The sequence below is a fragment of the Massilia haematophila genome (genome assembly GCF_042647645.1).
In the GTDB taxonomy this organism is placed as follows: domain Bacteria; phylum Pseudomonadota; class Gammaproteobacteria; order Burkholderiales; family Burkholderiaceae_D; genus Telluria; species Telluria haematophila.
Window position 1 is genome coordinate 100,010 of sequence record NZ_JBHRVV010000002.1, and the last position, 19,565, is coordinate 119,574.

A 19,565-nucleotide genomic window follows, 5' to 3' on the forward strand; every position below is an offset into this window, starting at 1 on the left:
ACTTATTGTGGCATCTGCTTTCAACCCGGAGCGGACCTTTAAGCACTTCGTAACGGGAAGGCGTGCAATATGCGCGCGCACTGTGATGACAGTCGTGCCAAGTAGCTTTGATCGATGGAAAATTCAAATCGGTGTTCTTGGTTCAAATGGTCGGGAGTAATTTTCACTTCCATCGCAATCGCACCCAGCGAACCAGCGGTCAACGTTACCGAAATGTAAGGCTCCATGCACGCTAGTTTTGCTTCGCCTTTCAGGTCAGCGTCCAGCTTGTCGACTGCACGTTGCCATTCCGATATTTCATCGGTACGGACAAAAAAGCCGTGCACCTGGACAGTCGCGCCGGTTGAAGAACAGATCGCAGTAGCGTTTAGCCAGTTGCCGTCCCAGTAGTCGTCAGCGTTTGGGAACGGTTCTGTCGCGTTGTTGATCAAACGGCGGAAATTGGCCGAAAACGGAGCTGCGCCCCTCACACTGGACGGACCACTCCTGCCATCGCAGAAAATTGGTCGGCGAACGACATCGCCTCGGCGCCGTCGATCTCGAACTGACCTTTGCGGATCATGTGAATCAGCTCAATTCCAGCCAGCACCGAACTGGCGGACCGGAACGATTTGAAGTTGAGCATCGGCCTGGTCACCCGCTTAATAGCGCGATGGTCCTGCTCGACGATGTTGTTGAGGTATTTGACTTGGCGTACCGCAATCCGGACGTCGCGACCAGCGTTGACCTCGTCGATCGCCGCCTTATTGGCACCACTCTTGTCCATCGCGATCTTGTCGGGATTGCCGTTCGCACCCATCGCCTTTTCGAAGAAGCGCTTCGCTGCAGGCATGTCGCGCTTGGCCGTTAGCAGGAAGTCGACAGTCTTGCCCTGCTTGTCGACGGCGCGGTAGAGGTATTTCCAGACCCCTTTGACCTTGATATAGGTCTCATCCATTCGCCAGCTGCCACCGACGGGGCGCTTGTATTTCCGGGCCATCTTCTCGATGAGCGGCAGGAAACGAACCGCCCACCGGTTGATCGACGAATGGTCGACCGACACGCCGCGCTCTTCCATCATCTCCTCGAGGTGCCGGTAACTCAGCGGGTAGGCTGCATACCAACGGATGCAGACCAGGATCACGTCGATAGGAAAACGCATCCCTTTGAAGTTGAGCATATCGATTCGTCCTGGGTTCGGGCGCCGCAGTTTACCCGATTGACCCGTCGACGTTCCCTAATGCGACAGAACCCGCGCGCGATCCTGCAGCGCATCATCTACCACTGCCAGCTGGTCGGTGCGCTGCCGGGGACGTCGATCCAAAGAAGGTGCTGGGCCTGTTATGGGCCCATGTCCACGGCTTTACCCTGCTGGCCGCCAACCGCGTGCTGACCGAGCACGAGGTCGGACCGCCGGAACCCTTCCTGGAAGAGGGCGTCCGCATCATCCTGGACGGCTTCCGGCGCCCGGACTGCGCGCTCACGTCGCCAGGCTGAACGCGTAGCGGTCTTCGATCACGGTCAGCGGACCGACCGGCAGTTTCGCCGGCTTGTCCGTGTCGAGCTTGCGGAACTCGACGCCGGCGGCATGCGCTTTCTTGAGAAAATCGCGCACGAAGCCGATGGTGAACAGCTCGCCGGGGCAGCGCCGGTAGCCGAAGCCGAACGGCGCATAGCCCGCGGTGTCCGGCACCGGATAGGCGGTGCCGCCGACCGTGGCGTAGACGGCGCCGTACACGCTGTTCTCGACCTGGCCGCTGCGGCCGTCGCGCAGCGGGCGCGCCGTCTTGGCGAACGGGCAGCGCTGCAGCCCGGCGCCCCGGGCCGCGGCGGCGTCATGGTCGGACGTCAGCGGCGCCGCCAGGTAGCGGTCCGGGTCGAACGCGGCCGGGTCGGGCCAGTGCAGCGGGTTCTCGCTCGACGGCAGGTGCAGCGTCAGCACGCCGTTGTAGCCCTGGCCGCTGAAGCTCTGGCGCGCGTTCGACAGCGAATAGCTGCCGCCGTTCGGCGAAATTGTGCGGAACAGCTCCATCGTATAGCGGTCCAGCGGCGTGAACGGCGGCGTGTCGATGCGGTCCGGGTCGGCCATCGTGCGCGCGAACCAGTCCCGCACGGCCGCATCGCCGTCCTCGCGCGACAGCCGCGCCACGATGTTGAAGAGCGTGTTGCCCCACTGGCTGAACGCGAGGAAGTTGTGGAAGCATTCGAACACGATGTCCTTGCGGCGGAAGTTCTCGCCGAATTCGCCGTTCTTGATCCAGTAATGCACGATGGTCTTGTCGTAGCCCGGCGTACGGCCCTGCAGGATGTCCTCCACGCGCGCATCGACCCATTTCCGCAGGAAGGGCCGCAGCTTGCGCACCGCCATATAGCTCTGGTAGACGATGTCCATGGTCGGGAACCAGAAGCCGATCACGGTATTGAAGGCCTTGCCGATTTCGCGGATCTCGTCGGGGATCGCGTCGCCCGAAACGCCCAGGTGCAGGTCCCAGTACAGATCGAAATAGCTGCCGTAGTAGGCCTGCATCAGCGGCTTGCCGGCGTTCTCCGGCACGAACAGGCGGTCGAGGAAGGCCTGGATCTTGGGCTGGTAGCAGGCCGGGTACAGGTCGGCCGTGAAGGCGGAATAATAGATGCGCTTGCGTTCGTTGTCGGGGCCGCGGTTCTCGTAACCCTGCAGGAAGACGGACAGGCCTTCCTCTTCCATGTTCGGCGTCCAGTGCTCGTACAGCATGCCGAAGATGTGCGGCGGGATCGCCTTTTCCTTCGTCAGCTCGGTGTCGATCATGGGCAGCATCGGCTTTTCGCCGGTGACGATCGAGCCGGCCATGAAGGGCTTCACGGCATGCTCGACGTAATCCTTGTCGAAATAGGGCGGCAGGAAATTGATGGCGTGCTCGTCGGTGCGAGGTACAAACATACGCGGCTCCTTGAAGTGTCTGGTGTTACAAGAGTAACAGCAGGCGTTACTGTCGTAAATTGACTCAAGGTATCGTGCGCGGCGTGCGGGCCGTGTCGTCCAAATGTAAAAAAAGCGTGTACTTGGCCGGGTCGGATTTGTTAATCTTTCAAACTATCGCGGACGCGGCAGCCGCCCGAGACCGGAACCGGCGTCCTGTATTGACCATCGAGTGCAAAAATAATGTCCTATAAATCCGCACGATTCGTCATCGCTGCCGGGGTGCTGTTGCCCTGTGCCGCGCTGGCGCAATCCACCAGCCCGCCCGCACAGCCTGCCGATGCCGCCCAGTCCGCCGCCGATACCGCCGGCAAGAAGGAGGCCGCTGCCGTCAACCGCGCGGCATCCATCCAGACCGTCGAAGTCAAGGGCAAGAACAATTACGACGCGCGGCGCGACGACACGGCCAGCAAGACCGTGCTGAACACGGACGAGATCCGCAAGTACGGCGACGACAACATCTACGACGTGCTCAAGCGCGCGCCCGGCGTCACCGTCACCGGCAAGACGCTGCGCATGCGCGGCCTGGGCGAGGGATACACGCAGATCCTGGTGAACGGCGACCGCCCGCCGCCCGGTTTTTCGCTGGATGCGCTGACGCCCGACCAGATCGAGCGCATCGAGATCGTGCGCGCCGCCAGCGCCGAATATTCGATGCAGGCGATCGGCGGCACCATCAACATCGTGCTGCGCCGCGTGGTGGCCAAGCCGCAGCGCGACGCGCGCCTGGCCGTCATGCATTCGCAGTTCACCGACAGCATGAATGCCGGCGGCACCTGGGGCGAGCGCGTCGGCAGCGTCTCCTACTTCATCAACGGCACGTTCTACGCCGGCCACAACGATTCCGTCTCGACGGGGTCGGACGTCTTCCTCGACCCGGACGGCACCCTGAGCCAGGCGCGCACGACCCGGGGCCAGGGCGGCGGCAGCTACCACGGGCTGGTGCTGTATCCGCGCCTGAACTGGAAGATCGACGAGCGCAACGAATTGAACGTCAGCGCCGGCGTGCAGGCGACGCGCTCGGACTGGGCCGGCCGCTCGCAGAACGACGACCTGGCCGGCACGTGGCCGGCGCCGGACTGGGTCGACGTCCCGTATTCGTCCGCGACCGACCAGGCCAGCGTACGCGGCGAGATCGAATGGATCGCCAAGGTGCTGGGCGGAAAGCTGGACCTGACCTTGTCCGCCGACCGCAGCCGCAGCGACAGCGACAGCCTGAACGACTATTACACGCTCGGCCGTGCCCAGCACCTGGTGCGCGACTGGGACACGACCTCGCACGCCCACCGCACGACGCTGCGCGGCAAGTACAACCGCTCGCTGTTCGACGGCCATGCGCTGGCCGCCGGCTTCGACACGAGCCGCCAGGCCAACGACGACATGCGCGACCGCCACGAGCAGCAGGACGACGCCGCGCCGGTCCACATCGTCGAAGGCTTCGAACCGGAGATCACGCGCCTGGCCGCCTTCGTGCAGGACGAGTGGAACGTGACGAAGGGCTTTGTTGCACAAATCGGCCCATCAGCGGCCGAGGCGCAGCACGGGTAAACTGACGGCATGATTGCTCCCGTAAAGCTGAAGTACCGAACGACCAACTGGAAAGACTACAACGCGGCATTGAAAGCCCGCGGCTCGCTGCTGATCTGGCTGGACAAGGACATGTGCTGGCACGGCAGTGCGAGCGGCAAGCGGGGCCGCAGTCCGAAGTACAGCGAGGCGGCGGTCCAGTTCTGCCTGACCGTTAAGGGCCTGTTCAATCTGCCCTTGCGCCAGGCCATGGGTATGACGCAGAGTCTGCTCGGGTTGGCCGGACTGGACTGGCAAGTGCCCGACTTCAGCACGGTCAGCCGGCGCCAGAAGCGTCTTTCGGTGACGATCGGAGCGCAGCCGACGACGACGGGATTGCACCTGCTGGTCGACAGTACAGGCATCAAGATGCTGGGCGAAGGCGAGTGGAAGACGAAGAAGCATGGTGCCGACTACCGTCGCCAATGGCGCAAGATCCACCTTGGCATTGACGCGGCCACGCTGGAAATCCGGGCGATCGAGGTGACCGACAATGCCACCGGCGATGCCCCAATGCTGCCGTGCTTGCTCGACCAGATACCCACCGAGGAGGTTGTCGCGAGCGTCAGTGGCGACGGCGCCTACGACACGAAAGGCTGCCACGAAGCGATTGCACAACGCGGAGCGCAGGCACTCATTCCGACACGCAAGAACGCCAAGCCATGGAAGGACCAGCGTCCCGGTGCCAAAGCGCGCAATGCCATCCTGGCGGCCACCCGCCGGCTTGGCCGGAAGATCTGGAAAAAGTGGAGCGGGTATCACCGGCGCAGCCTTGTCGAGACCAAAATGCGTTGCTTCAAGCTGCTTGGTGAACGCGTCATGGCGCGCCACTTCGACCGTCAGGTCGCCGAGTTGCAGGTCCGTGCCGCCATCCTCAATCGCTTCACGCGCTTGGGCACGCCCACGACCGTAGCGGTGACCATGCCGTAAATCCGTCTGGGGTTTGGGGTACTACGCGCTCAATTGATTTATGCAACAAAGCCTCCGCACTCTATAAATCAAGAGCGTACGCACTCTCGTACCAACGTTTTTATTCATCCGCTACAACAATGCGTCTACAGAGCGGGCTACGTATCCAGATCAGCTGAGATGGAGCCAAACCGAGGGACGCGAGAGCGATGGCCTGCGGCGCCTGCGGCGGCTCGACCATGACAACGCTGCGCTTGGCTACACCGGCCAGCGCGGGAACAAGTAGGCGGATCTCGCCAATGCCTGGCTGCTGGACAAGTAGGTCGATCAGCGTTCCAACAGGCCAGCCGCCGCCGGGTAGCTGGCCCGACAAGGCAACGTGGCCAGTGTCGACGCATCGCACGTCGGCGCGGACCAGTTGCGATGCGCGCCACAACGACGGATGCAAGGTTTCTGGAGCTGGAGCGCTGGAGGCCGTCATAGCGTCAGATCGGCAGCGGGCCACGCGCGTCCTGGCCGTGACGCCGACCGTCGACAATTTCGCAATACCAACCCATTGCGGTCAGCTTGCCAGACAACTCGTCTCGCTCCTCCCCTCGCAGATGTATTGTGCCGTTCTCGAATACGGAGTCGACATAGCACAGTGGCGGATAGATGTTTTTCGTCCGGTCGTCGCTAAGGAGCCAAGCGCGCTTTATGGTGCGTCCTGTGCGTTTGTCGAGCGCGTCCCGACAAACGAGCCAGCCGCAATCGGTCGGATGAGTGAATGCCAGGTCGTGGCGCAGCATAGGCGCGCCACCGTCGTTATAAATCCTGCAAGCCTTAACATACATAATGCATAGTAGAATACTGTACAAATGTACAGTAATCGCTAGTTCATGTTTTGGCAAGTGGAACTCTGGTTTTCGCGTCCGCGAAAATTCTGGTACCGGCGATCACGCGGCCGGCGTTGTCTCGTCGGCGGCTGCTGCAAGCCTCTTATGATGTTCCCGCCACACAAGCTTGACCAGCGGCTCGGAGCAGCCCGCCAGTTTAGCCGTGGCCGATATGCTGTGGTTTTTCCTTAAAGCGATGATCCGCGCGTGTAGGGCCGTATCTGCCTTCCTGCCTCCCTTGTACTTCCCTTGTGACTTCGCCAAAGCGATGCCTTCACGCTGTCGTCGTCGCATCGTTTCGTAGTTCTCCCTTGCCATCTGCAAGAGGATCTTCAACAACATGTCTTGAACAGCCTCTAGGACGATCTTGGCCACTCCTGACGCTTCAGCTACCAGCTCCGATAGATCGACCAATCCCGGAACGGAAAGCCTGGCGCCTGCCGCGCGAATTTTGGCTATGAGCGCTTCCGCCTCGGGAAGGGGCAAACGGGTAATGCGGTCAATATGTTCAGCTACGACGACCTCACCTGGCTGTAAATCGGCGATTAAGCGCAGTAGTTCCGGACGATCAGCACGCGCGCCACTCGCCTTCTCGGCATAAACAGCGGCCACATAAAACCCTGCTGCTTCGGTTGAAGCACGCAAGCTTGCCTGCCGTGCTAAGTCTTGATCGTCCGTACTTACTCGGATATATATGCGGGCGATCTTCATTCAAAATTCAACCACAAAGATGGAACAAGTTTCTTAGCAAACGGGTGCCAAACAAAACCTGGAGCGGCCGATTTTGAAATCGAATCGATTAACTCTGCCGACAGTCGCTCGCCTGGTGCGTGGGAGCTGGCATTATCATGCGTCAAAACTATCCTTAACGCGCTTCCACCACATAAGCCAATTGCCTCTTTGACGTAGACGGGAACTTCCTCGTCCTGGACGTCTATCCAAATATTCACATTCTCGTCAATTCTGGTTATCGAGCGCATTCCTTCGGCCAGTATCACGGCAATGTTGCGATCAAAAATATTCGCTCGTATGGGTACGAAAACGACGCGTTCGGAGTCGTCATCAATCTCGATCTCGATGGCGCCAAAGATCTCGACAACGCGCGCCCAGTTGGAAATATCTGTATCGTTAAAAGACATGTTGTCATTGTTTCAATTTTCGAACGATCTTACCATTTCTTGCAATATTGGCATGATAAAAAGGGTACACCCAAACTATACACCTAGAACCGAGTGTATAAAAACTTCCTCCCACGGCTCTAATTATACATGTGTTTTTTATCCACCCAAATTATCCAATAAATGCTGACGACAGTAGGCTGAGATACGTTTTTGCCAACAAATCGGCACCGACCGCGAGCTGTGGGACAAGGCCGAGCCGCTGCCGGCGCTGGACCGCACGCGCGCGAGGTTCTGTCGCGTTGTTGATCAAACGGCGGAAATTGGCCGAAAACGGAGCTGCGCCCCTCACACTGGACGGACCACTCCTGCCATCGCAGAAAATTGGTCGGCGAACGACATCGCCTCGGCGCCGTCGATCTCGAACTGACCTTTGCGGATCATGTGAATCAGCTCAATTCCAGCCAGCACCGAACTGGCGGACCGGAACGATTTGAAGTTGAGCATCGGCCTGGTCACCCGCTTAATAGCGCGATGGTCCTGCTCGACGATGTTGTTGAGGTATTTGACTTGGCGTACCGCAATCCGGACGTCGCGACCAGCGTTGACCTCGTCGATCGCCGCCTTATTGGCACCACTCTTGTCCATCGCGATCTTGTCGGGATTGCCGTTCGCACCCATCGCCTTTTCGAAGAAGCGCTTCGCTGCAGGCATGTCGCGCTTGGCCGTTAGCAGGAAGTCGACAGTCTTGCCCTGCTTGTCGACGGCGCGGTAGAGGTATTTCCAGACCCCTTTGACCTTGATATAGGTCTCATCCATTCGCCAGCTGCCACCGACGGGGCGCTTGTATTTCCGGGCCATCTTCTCGATGAGCGGCAGGAAACGAACCGCCCACCGGTTGATCGACGAATGGTCGACCGACACGCCGCGCTCTTCCATCATCTCCTCGAGGTGCCGGTAACTCAGCGGGTAGGCTGCATACCAACGGATGCAGACCAGGATCACGTCGATAGGAAAACGCATCCCTTTGAAGTTGAGCATATCGATTCGTCCTGGGTTCGGGCGCCGCAGTTTACCCGATTGACCCGTCGACGTTCCCTAATGCGACAGAACCCGCCAAGTCAAATACCTCAACAACATCGTCGAGCAGGACCATCGCGCCATCAAGCGGGTGACCAGGCCCATGCTCAACTTCAAATCCTTTCGATCGGCCAGTTCGGTGCTGGCTGGAATTGAGCTGATGCACATGATCCGCAAAGGTCAGTTCGAGATCGACGGTGCCGAGGCGATGTCGTACGCCGACCAATTTTCTGCGATGGCAGCAGTGGTCCGTCTAGTGTGAGGGGAGCAGCTTCGTTTTCGGCCAATTTCCGGCGTTTGATCAACAACGCGACAGAACCTCCCTTTACCATTCCCTACTTCGAGAAAACGCCTTGGAGAGCGTTTTGAGAGGCCGAGTGTCGCCGGCGTGTTGCCCGTTTTGCGTTTTTACACAGCCTGGGTCGATAGCGGACATTCACATTGTCAACTGAGCAAAGTGCCGACGCCGACCCCAACCCGGGTGATAAGCCGGCTGCGCAGACGGCGCAAATCGACCACGCCGCTTGGGAGGGCTAGGCCGTGAAGCTCAATGTGGTAATCGCCGGGTGCCCAAAATAGTTATCGCGCTGAAGTCACCTTATAAAATCGGGGTCTGGCCATGTGTGGATATACCTCAGCAATTACGCCCCAAGCAACTGCCCAGCGTCCCGCTGTATTTCGCTCTGCTTTAGTCTCGACGGTATACCATCGCTCCTGTGCGCGCGACATTCGGCGGCGCGCATAGTCTTTGGCATCGAGCGAAGGTCTCGAATATGAAAAGTGCTCAGCCATTCAATTCCCCTTGTCGTCGATTGTAAACCGCGAACGAGACATTCTCCCTTATACAGCCCATGCACGTGCCCATCTCCATCTTATAGCAGCCCGCCGCGTCTGTTCATCCTCAGCGAAGATAAATCGGTCGAGCGCGAGCGATGATCGGTGCCTCGCGTAAGCATTGGCGTGAGGAAAGGCGGTCGCGCCATGGTGCCGGGCGCTAGTGGAGCGTCTCGTCTGACCAGGTTACCGCAAGGGCATGCTCGACTATAATTTTATCGGTTCTGTCGCATTAGGGAACGTCGACGGGTCAATCGGGTAAACTGCGGCGCCCGAACCCAGGACGAATCGATATGCTCAACTTCAAAGGGATGCGTTTTCCTATCGACGTGATCCTGGTCTGCATCCGTTGGTATGCAGCCTACCCGCTGAGTTACCGGCACCTCGAGGAGATGATGGAAGAGCGCGGCGTGTCGGTCGACCATTCGTCGATTAACCGGTGGGCGGTTCGTTTCCTGCCGCTCATCGAGAAGATGGCCCGGAAATACAAGCGCCCCGTCGGTGGCAGCTGGCGAATGGATGAGACCTATATCAAGGGGTTCTGTCGCATTAGGGAACGTCGACGGGTCAATCGGGTAAACTGCGGCGCCCGAACCCAGGACGAATCGATATGCTCAACTTCAAAGGGATGCGTTTTCCTATCGACGTGATCCTGGTCTGCATCCGTTGGTATGCAGCCTACCCGCTGAGTTACCGGCACCTCGAGGAGATGATGGAAGAGCGCGGCGTGTCGGTCGACCATTCGTCGATCAACCGGTGGGCGGTTCGTTTCCTGCCGCTCATCGAGAAGATGGCCCGGAAATACAAGCGCCCCGTCGGTGGCAGCTGGCGAATGGATGAGACCTATATCAAGGTCAAAGGGGTCTGGAAATACCTCTACCGCGCCGTCGACAAGCAGGGCAAGACTGTCGACTTCCTGCTAACGGCCAAGCGCGACATGCCTGCAGCGAAGCGCTTCTTCGAAAAGGCGATGGGTGCGAACGGCAATCCCGACAAGATCGCGATGGACAAGAGTGGTGCCAATAAGGCGGCGATCGACGAGGTCAACGCTGGTCGCGACGTCCGGATTGCGGTACGCCAAGTCAAATACCTCAACAACATCGTCGAGCAGGACCATCGCGCTATTAAGCGGGTGACCAGGCCGATGCTCAACTTCAAATCGTTCCGGTCCGCCAGTTCGGTGCTGGCTGGAATTGAGCTGATTCACATGATCCGCAAAGGTCAGTTCGAGATCGACGGCGCCGAGGCGATGTCGTTCGCCGACCAATTTTCTGCGATGGCAGGAGTGGTCCGTCCAGTGTGAGGGGCGCAGCTCCGTTTTCGGCCAATTTCCGCCGTTTGATCAACAACGCGACAGAACCAGGCCAACCCGGGCCGTTCATAAACGGTCATTTCTGAACACCTCTAGGCATACGTGGAAATCCGGGATGTAGTTCAGATCGTTGCAAATAGCTAACACATTGCGTTGGTCCCGAATTGGGACTATCATATGCTGATGCGCATACTTTCTCTCCCAACTCTTCGGGCCCTCTACGAACAGCCTGACTACGCTGATTCCAAAGAGCCGCTGCTGACGTGGCATGGTCACGTTCTCAAGGCTACGTGGCAAACCCCGGCTGACGTCAAAGCTGACTTTGGATCGGCGAGTATCCTGAAGGAAGGGCGGGTGGTCTTCAACATCGCTGGCAATAAGTACCGCTTAGTGACGTCTATCAACTATCCGTACGGTATTGTTTTTGTGAAGTTCGTCGGTACTCACAAGCAGTACGATGCTATCGATGCGCAAACAATCGAGGGACATCATTATGGACATTAAACCTATCCGTACTCAAGAGGACTACCTAGCAGCACTGAGTGAGGTTGAGTCGCTTATGACTGCGGAGTACGGCACTCCAGAAGGCGACCGACTAGATGTGCTCGCTACCCTAGTTGAGGCATATGAGGCAAAGCACTTTCCAATGGAAACTGCTGACCCTGTAGAGGCCATTAAATTTCAAATGGATCAAAAGGGGCTTACGGTCAAGGATCTTGAGCCAATGATTGGTCGATCGAATCGGGTGTATGAGGTCCTAAATCGTGTTCGCCCTCTAACTCTTCCAATGATTTGGCGGCTTCACAAAGGGCTAGGAATACCAGCTGAAGCTCTTATTCAACCGCCTAAAATTGCAACTGCTTAACTAGTGCCAGGTAACGGACGACCCCGTTTCGATTCGATCTATCGTTCGATCTCGAGTGCCTGACAACCGTAGCTATGCTGCTCAAGTGGCAACGGGTTGCGCTGACACACCTAATCCAGCTGCGAAATCTTGATCCTTGCAAGTCGCGCCATGCCACGGCTGTGCTTTTGCACGGCCGCGTGCAGTTCGCGAGGGTCAAGTGGGGTGTCGAAATTCAACACGTGCATCAGTTCATTGCGCAATCTTCGATAAATGGTTTCAGTGACAGGCTTGCCTCGGCGGTATCGGGTCTCCACGTCCACGCCCGGCTCATGCATCTTGATGAACTCATCGATCTTTTCTTGATTGTCGGCGTGGTGCGCTGCAAGGATGAAATAGCACCCTATAAAATACGCTACGGGGTCGCCGCCAGCCCCCATGTGATTCAATATTTCTGTCCAGCGGTCTTTGCTGGTTCGTGGCGCCTCCAACAACGACCGTAACGACACGATATCTTCTATCGTTTGGGTAACAACAACTTTGCCCCCACTGCATCTGGCTGTACCGACCGTACAGCCGATCACTTGGCCTGATTCGGTGCGTTCGTAGCGCTTAGTCACTAGCACGATGGTGTCCGAGTACGAAACGCCATATTGGAACGCAATCCGTCTAACCGCGCTTTCATGGATGTCCTGTGCAGTCGATTCGAGTAGATGCAATTCCGGCACATCTTTTAGGGCCATTTTTGTTACCAAACGGCCCCTACTCCCTCAATAGAGCAAGATTCGGCAAACGGGCTTGCCGGTGTGAACGTGAAGGGCAAAAAGATCAGCTGCGGCGAATCAACAAGCGCCGACGACACCTCTGCTTTTGCAAAAAACATGGTTTTTCCTTTGACGCTCACCCCCGGTGTCAGAATAGTTGTCGCGTCACCTGAATGGAGTGGGCCATACCGGGGGCGGGCAAAGAGAGATTGTGTGGGACAGTATTCAGCAGAACGAAAAGAAGCGCTGTTGCGGCAGATGATGCCGCCGCAGAACCGGTTGGTGTCCGAACTGGCCCGGGAGAGCGGGATCACCGAGCAGACGCTTTATACTTGGCGCCGTCAACTTCGTAGTCAAGGAACGGTGTTTGTCAACGTAGTTGTCGCGTCACCTTACGCAACTTGCTTTAATTCTTCTGGCCGAATCCGTTCCGGATTCAACCAGACCTGATCGTCCAGGCTCCAGTTTCTGACATTCCGCGACCAGCGCTGCGGATTGCGGCTTCTGGCCTTTTGGTACACCTGTTCACGGTGGCTCAGAATCGCATCAGCTTGGCCGCCATGCCGCTGTGCCGGCGTCACGAATTTCAGGCCGCTGTGCTTGTGATCCTGGTTATACCAGCGCACAAATTTCTGTGTCCACGCCTGCGCGTCCTCTAGGTTCTCGAAGGGCTTGTTCGGGTAGTCTGGTCGGTACTTGCACGTCCTGAACAGCGACTCCGCGAACGCATTGTCATTGCTTACGCGCGGCCGGCTAAACGACGGCGCGACACCCAATTGCTCCAACGTGGCCAGCATGGTGGCGCCCTTCATTGCGCTGCCATTATCCGAGTGGAGCACCAGCGGACGGCCTGCTAAGCCTTCGGCCAGGCTGGCGCGGCGCATCAGCCTTGACGCCGACTCCGCCGATTCGGCCACATGCACTTCGTGACCGACAATTTTCCGGCTGTAGATGTCGAGTACCATGTACCAGTAGTAGTACTTTCCCTTGATCGCAGCCGGCAGCCACGTGATGTCCCAACTCCAAACCTGGTTCGGCCCCGTAGCGCAATGGCTCGTGACCACCCGCCCAGAAGGCTTCTTTGCCTTTCCGCGGTAATGCTGCTGCGACGCAGCCTTCAAGACCCGGTAGAAGCTCGATTCCGAGGCCATGTACACACCTCGATCAGCCAACGTCGGCACGATCTGGCTCGGCGGCACGCTGCCGAATTCCTCGCTGTTTGCCACTGCCAGGATCTCGGTACGCTCTTCGTCACTCAGCTTGTTCCTTGGTTCCGGCCTCGCAGTGGTTGGGCGATTGTCGGCGCCGATGGCATCGTCGCCGTTGCGAACCCAACGCTGGAAAGTTCGCAGGGTGATACCAAGCTCACTGCATGCTGGTGCCAGCCGGCTGCCAGCTGCCTCTGCTTCCCGGATCAACTCAACACACAACAGGCGATCTGGGACGCTGATCAGTCTTCCTCTTTGTCCCCCCAGATCGCTTGGGCTTTTTTTCGCAGAATCAGCAGCGCTGCCGCCTCGGCCAGCGCCTTCTCTTTGCGCTGCAGGTCCTTCTCCAACTGGCGGATGCGTTTCTTGTCTTCCTTCGACTGCGCCTGTTGGCTTCGAGCCCGCTGTGCCACGCTTGCGTTGGCCGACATGCACGCAGCCCGCCACGTAGCGATCTGCTGCGCAAAGAGCCCCTTGCGGCGGCAATACTCAGACAGTTCGCTTTCGTTCAGCGCTGCCGTTTCCAGCACCACCGCGAACTTGTCCTCCGAGCTCCATTCTTCTGCACTTTTTCCACTACCTGGCACCGGCGTTCCTTGACTACGAAGTTGACGGCGCCAAGTATAAAGCGTCTGCTCGGTGATCCCGCTCTCCCGGGCCAGTTCGGACACCAACCGGTTCTGCGGCGGCATCATCTGCCGCAACAGCGCTTCTTTTCGTTCTGCTGAATACTGTCCCACACAATCTCTCTTTGCCCGCCCCCGGTATGGCCCACTCCATTCAGGTGACGCGACAACTATTCTGACACCGGGGGCCATTCTTGCTCTCACCGATGGCGACTTCTTCGCGCCGCATTTATGCATCGCGATCTTCTCTCACGATTTTTTTCCAGTGTGCAGTTCTCACGCATGGCTTTCTTCACAAAGTTGCCTAGCGACCGGATTGTCACGATATGCCATCAGAAGTAAATCAACAGTCTTACCCTCCTAGTCAACGGCACTTTAGAGGCACCAAGGTGCCCTATCAATAACGGGCACATTCGTCTTAAGCCGCCATCGGTGTTACCTGAAGGATTCGGCGAGCGACGCTGGCTGAACAAGCCCGATGCGTGAATGGCCGGCCTTTTACTGCTGATGACCCGTCGCAAGTCTTGCGCTGCTTGTTCTTGCGTCCTGCCTTCGCCCATCACGTAACCCGTCATGAGTGTTGATCGTCAGCACGCGTAGCCGGCAGACTTCCCAGAGCAGCGTGCGCGCGCATGTTGGGACACTCAGAGCTCCGCGTTTGGATCGATAACAGTAGGGCGCGGCTCTCATGTGCCCAGTAGCCTCGCGCAGATAAAGCCATCCGGGGGAAGGCTGTGGGATACTGCAGCAATGGAACAGCGCCGCGACAAGCTCACTGCACTCTACATTGACGCCGTGCTCAATGGTATGCCGGGCTTTGAGCCGTCTCGCTGCTTAGAAGCCCTTCTCGACGTCGGGATTTCGCGGATTACCGCTTGGTCGCGCAGGAGAAAGTGCGGCGCCGACCGCAGGCTGAGTCAGTGCCACCGACGGATAACGAGCCCGAGGACGCCAGGAAATACGCTCTGCTATGGTGGAATAAGAGCGTGTAACGATCTCCTTCTGGAGTTACACCCAACACGTCCTATTCATAGGTTTGCAAGGCCCAAGCCACCACGCTCCGGCCGCGGCAAATCCGTCACCTTGTCCACGTTAGGACTATCACCAGCACGCATCCAGGGCGAGAGACTCTTGTACTGCTCCTGAGCCTGACGGCCGGGTATGCGCGTGACTGAAATCGCGAAGACAAAGTACAAGACGTGTTGTCCGTCGGACCCTCCGCGACGAAGTCAACCTCTGAACAGTGATCACGAAGGATGCCGGGAGCGCTGCGTCTACCTGAGCCATGCAACGGGGGAGAGGCGCATGAATGATATCTGGACTATCGGATAGCTAGGCGATTGCGTACGACTGGCGAGCCTGGCCCCTATAGAAGCCCGCGCCGGCGAGTGAGCTGATCCTGACGCACAACGAGTAAAAATTCCACCTCAACAAGACGAAGCGCGTGACTGGGCCGGTCAACAGGTCACTTACTTGGCGTGCGATGGCCTTGAATCACATGTTACAGAGCTGTACGAGGATATCAGCATCCGCAGTGCTCATTACAGCGGTCGGCGAACCACGGCATCACGGCTAATTGCGTAAAGGACTAGAGTTAAAACTGTCCGGCTACGTCTCGGTACGTTGAGCTAGAACGTGTACAGCGCTACCTCAAAGTAGCGCAAAATAGGCTCGTAGAAATGTTCATAATTTCGCTCGATTACCCAAAGTAAGTTGACGGCCCTAGGAATATTAGCTATTTTATGAAAAACTGATAAAGTCCCTAAACAAGGTATATATGGATCCTGTTCTAAACCCTTACGCTCCAGGGGCTGGTAGCCCTCCTCCTGAGCTAGCTGGGCGTAATGCCGTACGAGAGAAAATGCGGTTATGCATCCAACGATTACGTCGTGGTAAGCCAGCGAAGAGCATGATGCTTGTTGGTCTCAGAGGCGTCGGTAAGACCGTTTTGCTCGATCAGATCATGAAGGACGCCGAGGCTGCAGGTGTAACTACAATCCGCATTGAAGCGCCGGAAGGTAAATCGCTGCCTGCTGCTCTTGCACCGCAACTGCGTCTAGGGCTACTCAAATTAAGTCGCCTGGAGAAAGCTAAGGATGTTGCGGTCCGTGGCCTTAGAGCGCTAGCCGGCTTCGTCGGCAAAATGAAAGTTACCTATAGTGATATCGAGGTAGGCTTAGACTATGAGCCTGAGCCAGGCTTGGCAGACAACGGTGATCTCGAAGGTGATTTGACGATGCTACTCGAGCAAGTAGGACGTGCGGCTCAAGCGGCTGAGACGCTAGTAGCGATCTTCATCGACGAACTACAATATGTCCCAGAGCCCCAGATGGCTGCATTGATTTCAGCCCTCCACCGCTGCGCGCAACTTCAGCTTCCTCTCGTCGTAGTGGGCGCTGGACTGCCGCAGTTGCGTGGTCGCATGGGAGAAGCGAAATCGTACGCAGAACGTCTCTTTGACTTTCCTGCAATCGGGCCACTCGATGCTACTGATGCCGCTGACGCGATCGTGAAACCTGCTCAAGATGAAGGCGTCGATGTTGACCAGGACGCCGTGTCACTAATCATAAACTACACCAAAGGCTATCCCTATTTTTTGCAGGAATGGGGCAAACATGCATGGGACGTTGCCGATGCCAGCCCGATCTCACGTCAGGACGTCGAAGTCGCGTCTGCAGAGGCAATCGCGGCGCTAGATGAAAGTTTTTTCCGCGTTCGTTTTGACCGGCTAACACCAGCAGAGAGAAAATACTTGCGCGCAATGGCAGAGTTGGGGAGCGGCCCCCATCGCTCTGGAGATATCGCCGCCGCGCTGCGCCGAGAAAGTTCATCGCTCGGACCGGTACGCAGTAGCTTAATTTCCAAAGGTATGGTTTGGAGTCCAACACACGGTGATACCGCTTTCACTGTGCCTCTCTTTGATGAGTTTATGAAACGCATAATGCCTGGACAGGACTGGGCGCAAGCAGAAGCTTGAGGTTGAGGAAAACTACGCCCCGGTGGCCCGCTGCCGGCGAGCGCAGAAAGATGAATAGCAGCGTCCTTAAGGGGGCCTGGACAATGATCATTACATTTAGTAGAGCACGCAATGAACGAAGAATACGAAGTAAAGATGTCGCCGTTGTCTCAGCGAATGGCAATGGACGGTAAAGAAATTGATGTGCAAATTTACGAAGACGGCGAGGGTGGTTGGCTTCTCGAAGTAGTCGACGAGTTCAACAACTCGACGGTTTGGGACGATCCGTTTCCCACAGACCAAGATGCCCTGAACGAACTGCACAGAGCGATGAAAGAGGACGGGATAGACTCGCTGATCGGGCCTTTCGATAGCGCACGCGATCGATATCCGAAAAAATGACATGGACAATACCGTGGTTCTGTACATATACAAATGCACCGAATGCAGTCACCGCGGTAGCGTCAATATGCCAGGTGATGGGCACGATGGGGAGCAACACAAGTGCAGTTTCTGCGGTGCTGATGTTTCGTTGGAGTGGGACGGTGGGGTGACTCTTGACGTGCCGCCGCGAAGTGCAACCTGACCTGAAAACGACCATGAGCGAGACGCTCGACGCAATTCGCAAACTAACTCATGCCCTGTCATCGACGATGAGCTTGACTTAGGGAACAGCATCACCGTCACCCTGAACAACTATTCTGTTTGAGAATGAAAAGGGCTGCGGCGCGCGCGGCTTCGACACGATGGATCTACATAGTGCTTCGGACCACTATGCTGAACCCAATGCCTGATTCTTGGGGCTGTAAAGGGCCTGGTTTGGGTCGTGCGCGCTCTGAATTCGATCGCTCACCCTCCTTCGGTCTCTTGAGACAGCAAACTTGACTTGCATTCGCCCTCTACTGGTCCGCCATCGGGAGCGCGCGTCGCGCCTTCTTCTATTCGGATACTCTTCTACAGCTCACAGATCCCATCGGTAGCTCAACAAGGAGCGCGTCCGTGTCAATAAGCCAGAAGCTGCAAGCCGCCATCTATGTGCGGATGTCAACCGAGAGCCAAAACTACTCAACTGACCACCAGCGTGCCAAGATCCACGAGTACGCGCTCGCCAATGAGATTGAGATCGTAAAAGAGTATGTTGATGAAGGAAAAAGCGGGCTCGACATTCGGCGCCGTGCTGGACTTAGCAATTTGATTCGCGACGTCCAAGCGGGCGGAGCTGCCTTTCAGCTCATCATTGTGTACGACGTCAGCCGCTGGGGCCGGTTCCAGGACGTTGACGAAGCTGCCTACCACGAGCACACGTGCCGTCGCGCCGGCATCAAGGTCCTCTACAGTGGCGAACAATTCGCTGACGATGGGACGCCCCTTGGCGCGTTAATGAAGAGCATCAAGCGCACGATGGCAGCTGAGTATAGCCGTGAGCTTTCAACAAAGACGTTCAATGCCCAGTGCCGATTTACCCAGTTCGGCTACAAGCAAGGCGGTCACGCCGGCTATGGCCTGAGGCGCCTAGCCATCACGAAGGACGGTACCCCACGCCGCATACTACAATTCGGAGAAGCTAAAGGAGCTGTTACCGATCGGGTTGTACTCATCCCAGGACCTGAGCATGAGGCAGCGACGGTTCGAAGGGTGTATGCACTCTACCTCGAAAAAAAGTTCAGCGAACCCGCTATTGCCCGCCTCTTGAACGATGAAGGCGTCGCTAGCGAATTCGGCAGGCCCTGGACGCACTCGATGGTTAATTCACTGCTGACGAACCTGAAGTACTGCGGAACGCTGGCGTTCAATCGAAAGTCCGGCAAACTCTCGAGCCGCCGGACATCGAACCCTAGCGAACAATGGATCGTAAATGAAGGCGCCGTTGAACCCCTAGTTTCGGCATCGCTATTTGCCCAAGCACGAGATGAGCGAGCGAGACGCCTCCGACGCTACGCCCTAGACGAGTTATTGGTCCTACTGCGGATATGCTACAAAACCCATGGCAAGGTGAATGCAAAGATCATCGCAGCAGATCCTTTGATGCCAGATCCCCAGCTTTTTGTGCGTGGTTTTGGATCACTTATCGCTGCCTATGAGGCTGCCGGTTTAGACCGCTGTCCCTCGCACGTCTTTGTCGAAACCAAGAGAATCATTGCTGCAAGGTTGCATGACCTTGCTATCGAGGTAGCGGGGCTGGCACGATCCGCAGGCGCCGTGGTCGATGACGGCGCAGCACCAGATCAATTGATCATTAACGAGTCCATTTGCGTTAAGGTCGAGATAGCAACCCGACGTAGGCCAAGCAGGGGCCTGGTGAACTGGAGAGTTAAACCTTGTCCAGGGGCCGATTTCGTCATCACAGCACGACTGCACGGAGACACGCATGAGTTGATTGACTATTTCTTGATTCCGGCAGCGAAGCTGGCCAATGGAGCGCTGTACCTGAAGGAATCGAATTTACCAGAGTTTGCTGACATACGGTACAGGTCGGTCGCTGCAATATTTGGTCAATGAGCTAGTAGCAAGTGTAACTAAGGCCTGACGTATAGG

20 protein-coding genes and 3 pseudogenes are annotated in these 19,565 nt (G+C 57.3%); 12 read left to right on the top strand and 11 right to left on the bottom strand.

Features of this window, described 5'->3' with window-relative positions:
* Positions 1-38: 38 nt before the first annotated feature.
* Both ACFOPH_RS25305 and ACFOPH_RS25310 read right to left on the bottom strand, forming a co-directional pair.
* The gene (locus tag ACFOPH_RS25305; RefSeq protein ID WP_379738157.1) at positions 39-470 is read right to left on the bottom strand and encodes a WapI family immunity protein; all 432 of its coding nucleotides are present in this window, start codon (positions 468-470) and stop codon (positions 39-41) included.
* The gene (locus ACFOPH_RS25310; protein ID WP_081925863.1) at positions 467-1,159 is read right to left on the bottom strand and encodes an IS6 family transposase; all 693 of its coding nucleotides are present in this window, start codon (positions 1,157-1,159) and stop codon (positions 467-469) included. Before ACFOPH_RS25310 ends, ACFOPH_RS25305 begins: the two co-directional genes overlap by 4 nt.
* A 149-nt stretch (positions 1,160-1,308) precedes the next feature.
* Between ACFOPH_RS25310 and ACFOPH_RS25315 the strand changes: the two genes are divergently transcribed.
* The gene (locus ACFOPH_RS25315; protein WP_379738159.1) at positions 1,309-1,476 is read left to right on the top strand and encodes a hypothetical protein; all 168 of its coding nucleotides are present in this window, start codon (positions 1,309-1,311) and stop codon (positions 1,474-1,476) included.
* Here ACFOPH_RS25315 and ACFOPH_RS25320 read toward each other — a convergent pair.
* Entirely contained in the window at positions 1,460-2,899 is a 1,440-nt protein-coding gene (locus tag ACFOPH_RS25320) for a hypothetical protein (RefSeq protein ID WP_379738161.1), read from the bottom strand. The two genes, ACFOPH_RS25315 and ACFOPH_RS25320, sit on opposite strands and share 17 nt — an antisense overlap.
* Positions 2,900-3,121: 222 nt before the next feature.
* Between ACFOPH_RS25320 and ACFOPH_RS25325 the strand changes: the two genes are divergently transcribed.
* Positions 3,122-4,486, top strand: coding sequence for a TonB-dependent receptor plug domain-containing protein (locus tag ACFOPH_RS25325; protein ID WP_379738163.1), 1,365 nt, complete (start codon positions 3,122-3,124; stop codon positions 4,484-4,486).
* Between the two features lie 9 nt (positions 4,487-4,495).
* On the top strand, positions 4,496-5,434 hold the full coding sequence (locus ACFOPH_RS25330) for an IS5-like element ISEcl7 family transposase (RefSeq protein WP_379738165.1): 939 nt from the start codon (positions 4,496-4,498) through the stop codon (positions 5,432-5,434).
* A 100-nt stretch (positions 5,435-5,534) separates the two neighbouring features.
* Here ACFOPH_RS25330 and ACFOPH_RS25335 read toward each other — a convergent pair whose 3' ends face one another.
* The 5 genes from ACFOPH_RS25335 to ACFOPH_RS25355 form a co-directional block, all read right to left on the bottom strand.
* Positions 5,535-5,894 (bottom strand): hypothetical protein, encoded by a 360-nt coding sequence (locus ACFOPH_RS25335; protein ID WP_379738167.1) that lies wholly within the window; start codon positions 5,892-5,894, stop codon positions 5,535-5,537.
* Positions 5,895-5,898: 4 nt separating this feature from the next.
* On the bottom strand, positions 5,899-6,201 hold the full coding sequence (locus ACFOPH_RS25340) for a hypothetical protein (protein ID WP_379738169.1): 303 nt from the start codon (positions 6,199-6,201) through the stop codon (positions 5,899-5,901).
* Positions 6,202-6,348: 147 nt separating this feature from the next.
* The gene (locus ACFOPH_RS25345) at positions 6,349-6,999 is read right to left on the bottom strand and encodes a recombinase family protein (protein ID WP_379738171.1); all 651 of its coding nucleotides are present in this window, start codon (positions 6,997-6,999) and stop codon (positions 6,349-6,351) included.
* Complete coding sequence (locus tag ACFOPH_RS25350) at positions 6,996-7,427, bottom strand: hypothetical protein (protein ID WP_379738173.1); 432 nt, start codon at positions 7,425-7,427, stop codon at positions 6,996-6,998. The genes ACFOPH_RS25345 and ACFOPH_RS25350 overlap by 4 nt, the downstream gene beginning before the upstream one ends.
* A gap of 327 nt (positions 7,428-7,754) precedes the next feature.
* Positions 7,755-8,447 carry an IS6 family transposase gene (locus tag ACFOPH_RS25355; protein ID WP_081925863.1) on the bottom strand — a complete coding sequence of 231 codons (693 nt, stop codon included), beginning with the start codon at positions 8,445-8,447 and terminating at the stop codon, positions 7,755-7,757.
* Positions 8,448-8,520: 73 nt separating this feature from the next.
* On the opposite strand from ACFOPH_RS25355, the pseudogene ACFOPH_RS25360 reads away from it, so the two are divergent.
* The 5 genes and pseudogenes from ACFOPH_RS25360 to ACFOPH_RS25380 form a co-directional block, all read left to right on the top strand.
* Positions 8,521-8,748, top strand: a pseudogene (locus ACFOPH_RS25360) (DDE-type integrase/transposase/recombinase); the annotation flags it as partial.
* Positions 8,749-9,613: 865 nt separating this feature from the next.
* Positions 9,614-9,856: pseudogene (locus ACFOPH_RS25365) on the top strand (IS6 family transposase); the annotation flags it as partial.
* Positions 9,857-9,930: 74 nt separating this feature from the next.
* Positions 9,931-10,623, top strand: a complete 693-nt coding sequence (locus tag ACFOPH_RS25370; RefSeq protein WP_081925863.1) for an IS6 family transposase — start codon at positions 9,931-9,933, stop codon at positions 10,621-10,623.
* Between the two features lie 186 nt (positions 10,624-10,809).
* Positions 10,810-11,136 (top strand): type II toxin-antitoxin system HigB family toxin, encoded by a 327-nt coding sequence (locus tag ACFOPH_RS25375; RefSeq protein ID WP_449288638.1) that lies wholly within the window; start codon positions 10,810-10,812, stop codon positions 11,134-11,136.
* The gene (locus tag ACFOPH_RS25380) at positions 11,120-11,497 is read left to right on the top strand and encodes a helix-turn-helix domain-containing protein (RefSeq protein ID WP_449288639.1); all 378 of its coding nucleotides are present in this window, start codon (positions 11,120-11,122) and stop codon (positions 11,495-11,497) included. The genes ACFOPH_RS25375 and ACFOPH_RS25380 overlap by 17 nt, the downstream gene beginning before the upstream one ends.
* A gap of 110 nt (positions 11,498-11,607) precedes the next feature.
* On the opposite strand, the gene ACFOPH_RS25385 is transcribed toward ACFOPH_RS25380, so the two are convergent.
* Positions 11,608-12,219 carry a hypothetical protein gene (locus tag ACFOPH_RS25385; RefSeq protein ID WP_379738177.1) on the bottom strand — a complete coding sequence of 204 codons (612 nt, stop codon included), beginning with the start codon at positions 12,217-12,219 and terminating at the stop codon, positions 11,608-11,610.
* A 5-nt stretch (positions 12,220-12,224) separates the two neighbouring features.
* Positions 12,225-12,359 carry a hypothetical protein gene (locus ACFOPH_RS25390; RefSeq protein WP_379738206.1) on the bottom strand — a complete coding sequence of 45 codons (135 nt, stop codon included), beginning with the start codon at positions 12,357-12,359 and terminating at the stop codon, positions 12,225-12,227.
* A 94-nt stretch (positions 12,360-12,453) separates the two neighbouring features.
* Between ACFOPH_RS25390 and ACFOPH_RS25395 the strand changes: the two are divergent.
* Positions 12,454-12,600 (top strand): annotated as a pseudogene (locus ACFOPH_RS25395) (transposase); the annotation flags it as partial.
* Positions 12,601-12,632: 32 nt separating this feature from the next.
* Here the strand turns inward: ACFOPH_RS25395 and ACFOPH_RS25400 are convergent.
* Positions 12,633-14,188, bottom strand: a protein-coding gene (locus ACFOPH_RS25400; protein WP_379738179.1) for an IS3 family transposase whose coding sequence is annotated in 2 segments (ribosomal slippage) — positions 12,633-13,726 and positions 13,726-14,188 — 1,557 coding nt in all. Because the reading frame shifts where the segments join, the coding sequence is not laid out codon by codon here.
* Positions 14,189-15,851: 1,663 nt separating this feature from the next.
* Here ACFOPH_RS25400 and ACFOPH_RS25405 point away from each other — a divergent pair.
* The 3 genes from ACFOPH_RS25405 to ACFOPH_RS25415 all read left to right on the top strand — a co-directional run bounded on the left by ACFOPH_RS25405 (position 15,852) and on the right by ACFOPH_RS25415 (position 19,529).
* Positions 15,852-17,051, top strand: a complete 1,200-nt coding sequence (locus ACFOPH_RS25405) for an ATP-binding protein (protein WP_379738181.1) — start codon at positions 15,852-15,854, stop codon at positions 17,049-17,051.
* A 111-nt stretch (positions 17,052-17,162) separates the two neighbouring features.
* The gene (locus ACFOPH_RS25410) at positions 17,163-17,432 is read left to right on the top strand and encodes a hypothetical protein (RefSeq protein WP_379738183.1); all 270 of its coding nucleotides are present in this window, start codon (positions 17,163-17,165) and stop codon (positions 17,430-17,432) included.
* A 597-nt stretch (positions 17,433-18,029) separates the two neighbouring features.
* Positions 18,030-19,529, top strand: a complete 1,500-nt coding sequence (locus tag ACFOPH_RS25415) for a recombinase family protein (protein WP_379738185.1) — start codon at positions 18,030-18,032, stop codon at positions 19,527-19,529.
* Positions 19,530-19,565: the final 36 nt, after the last annotated feature.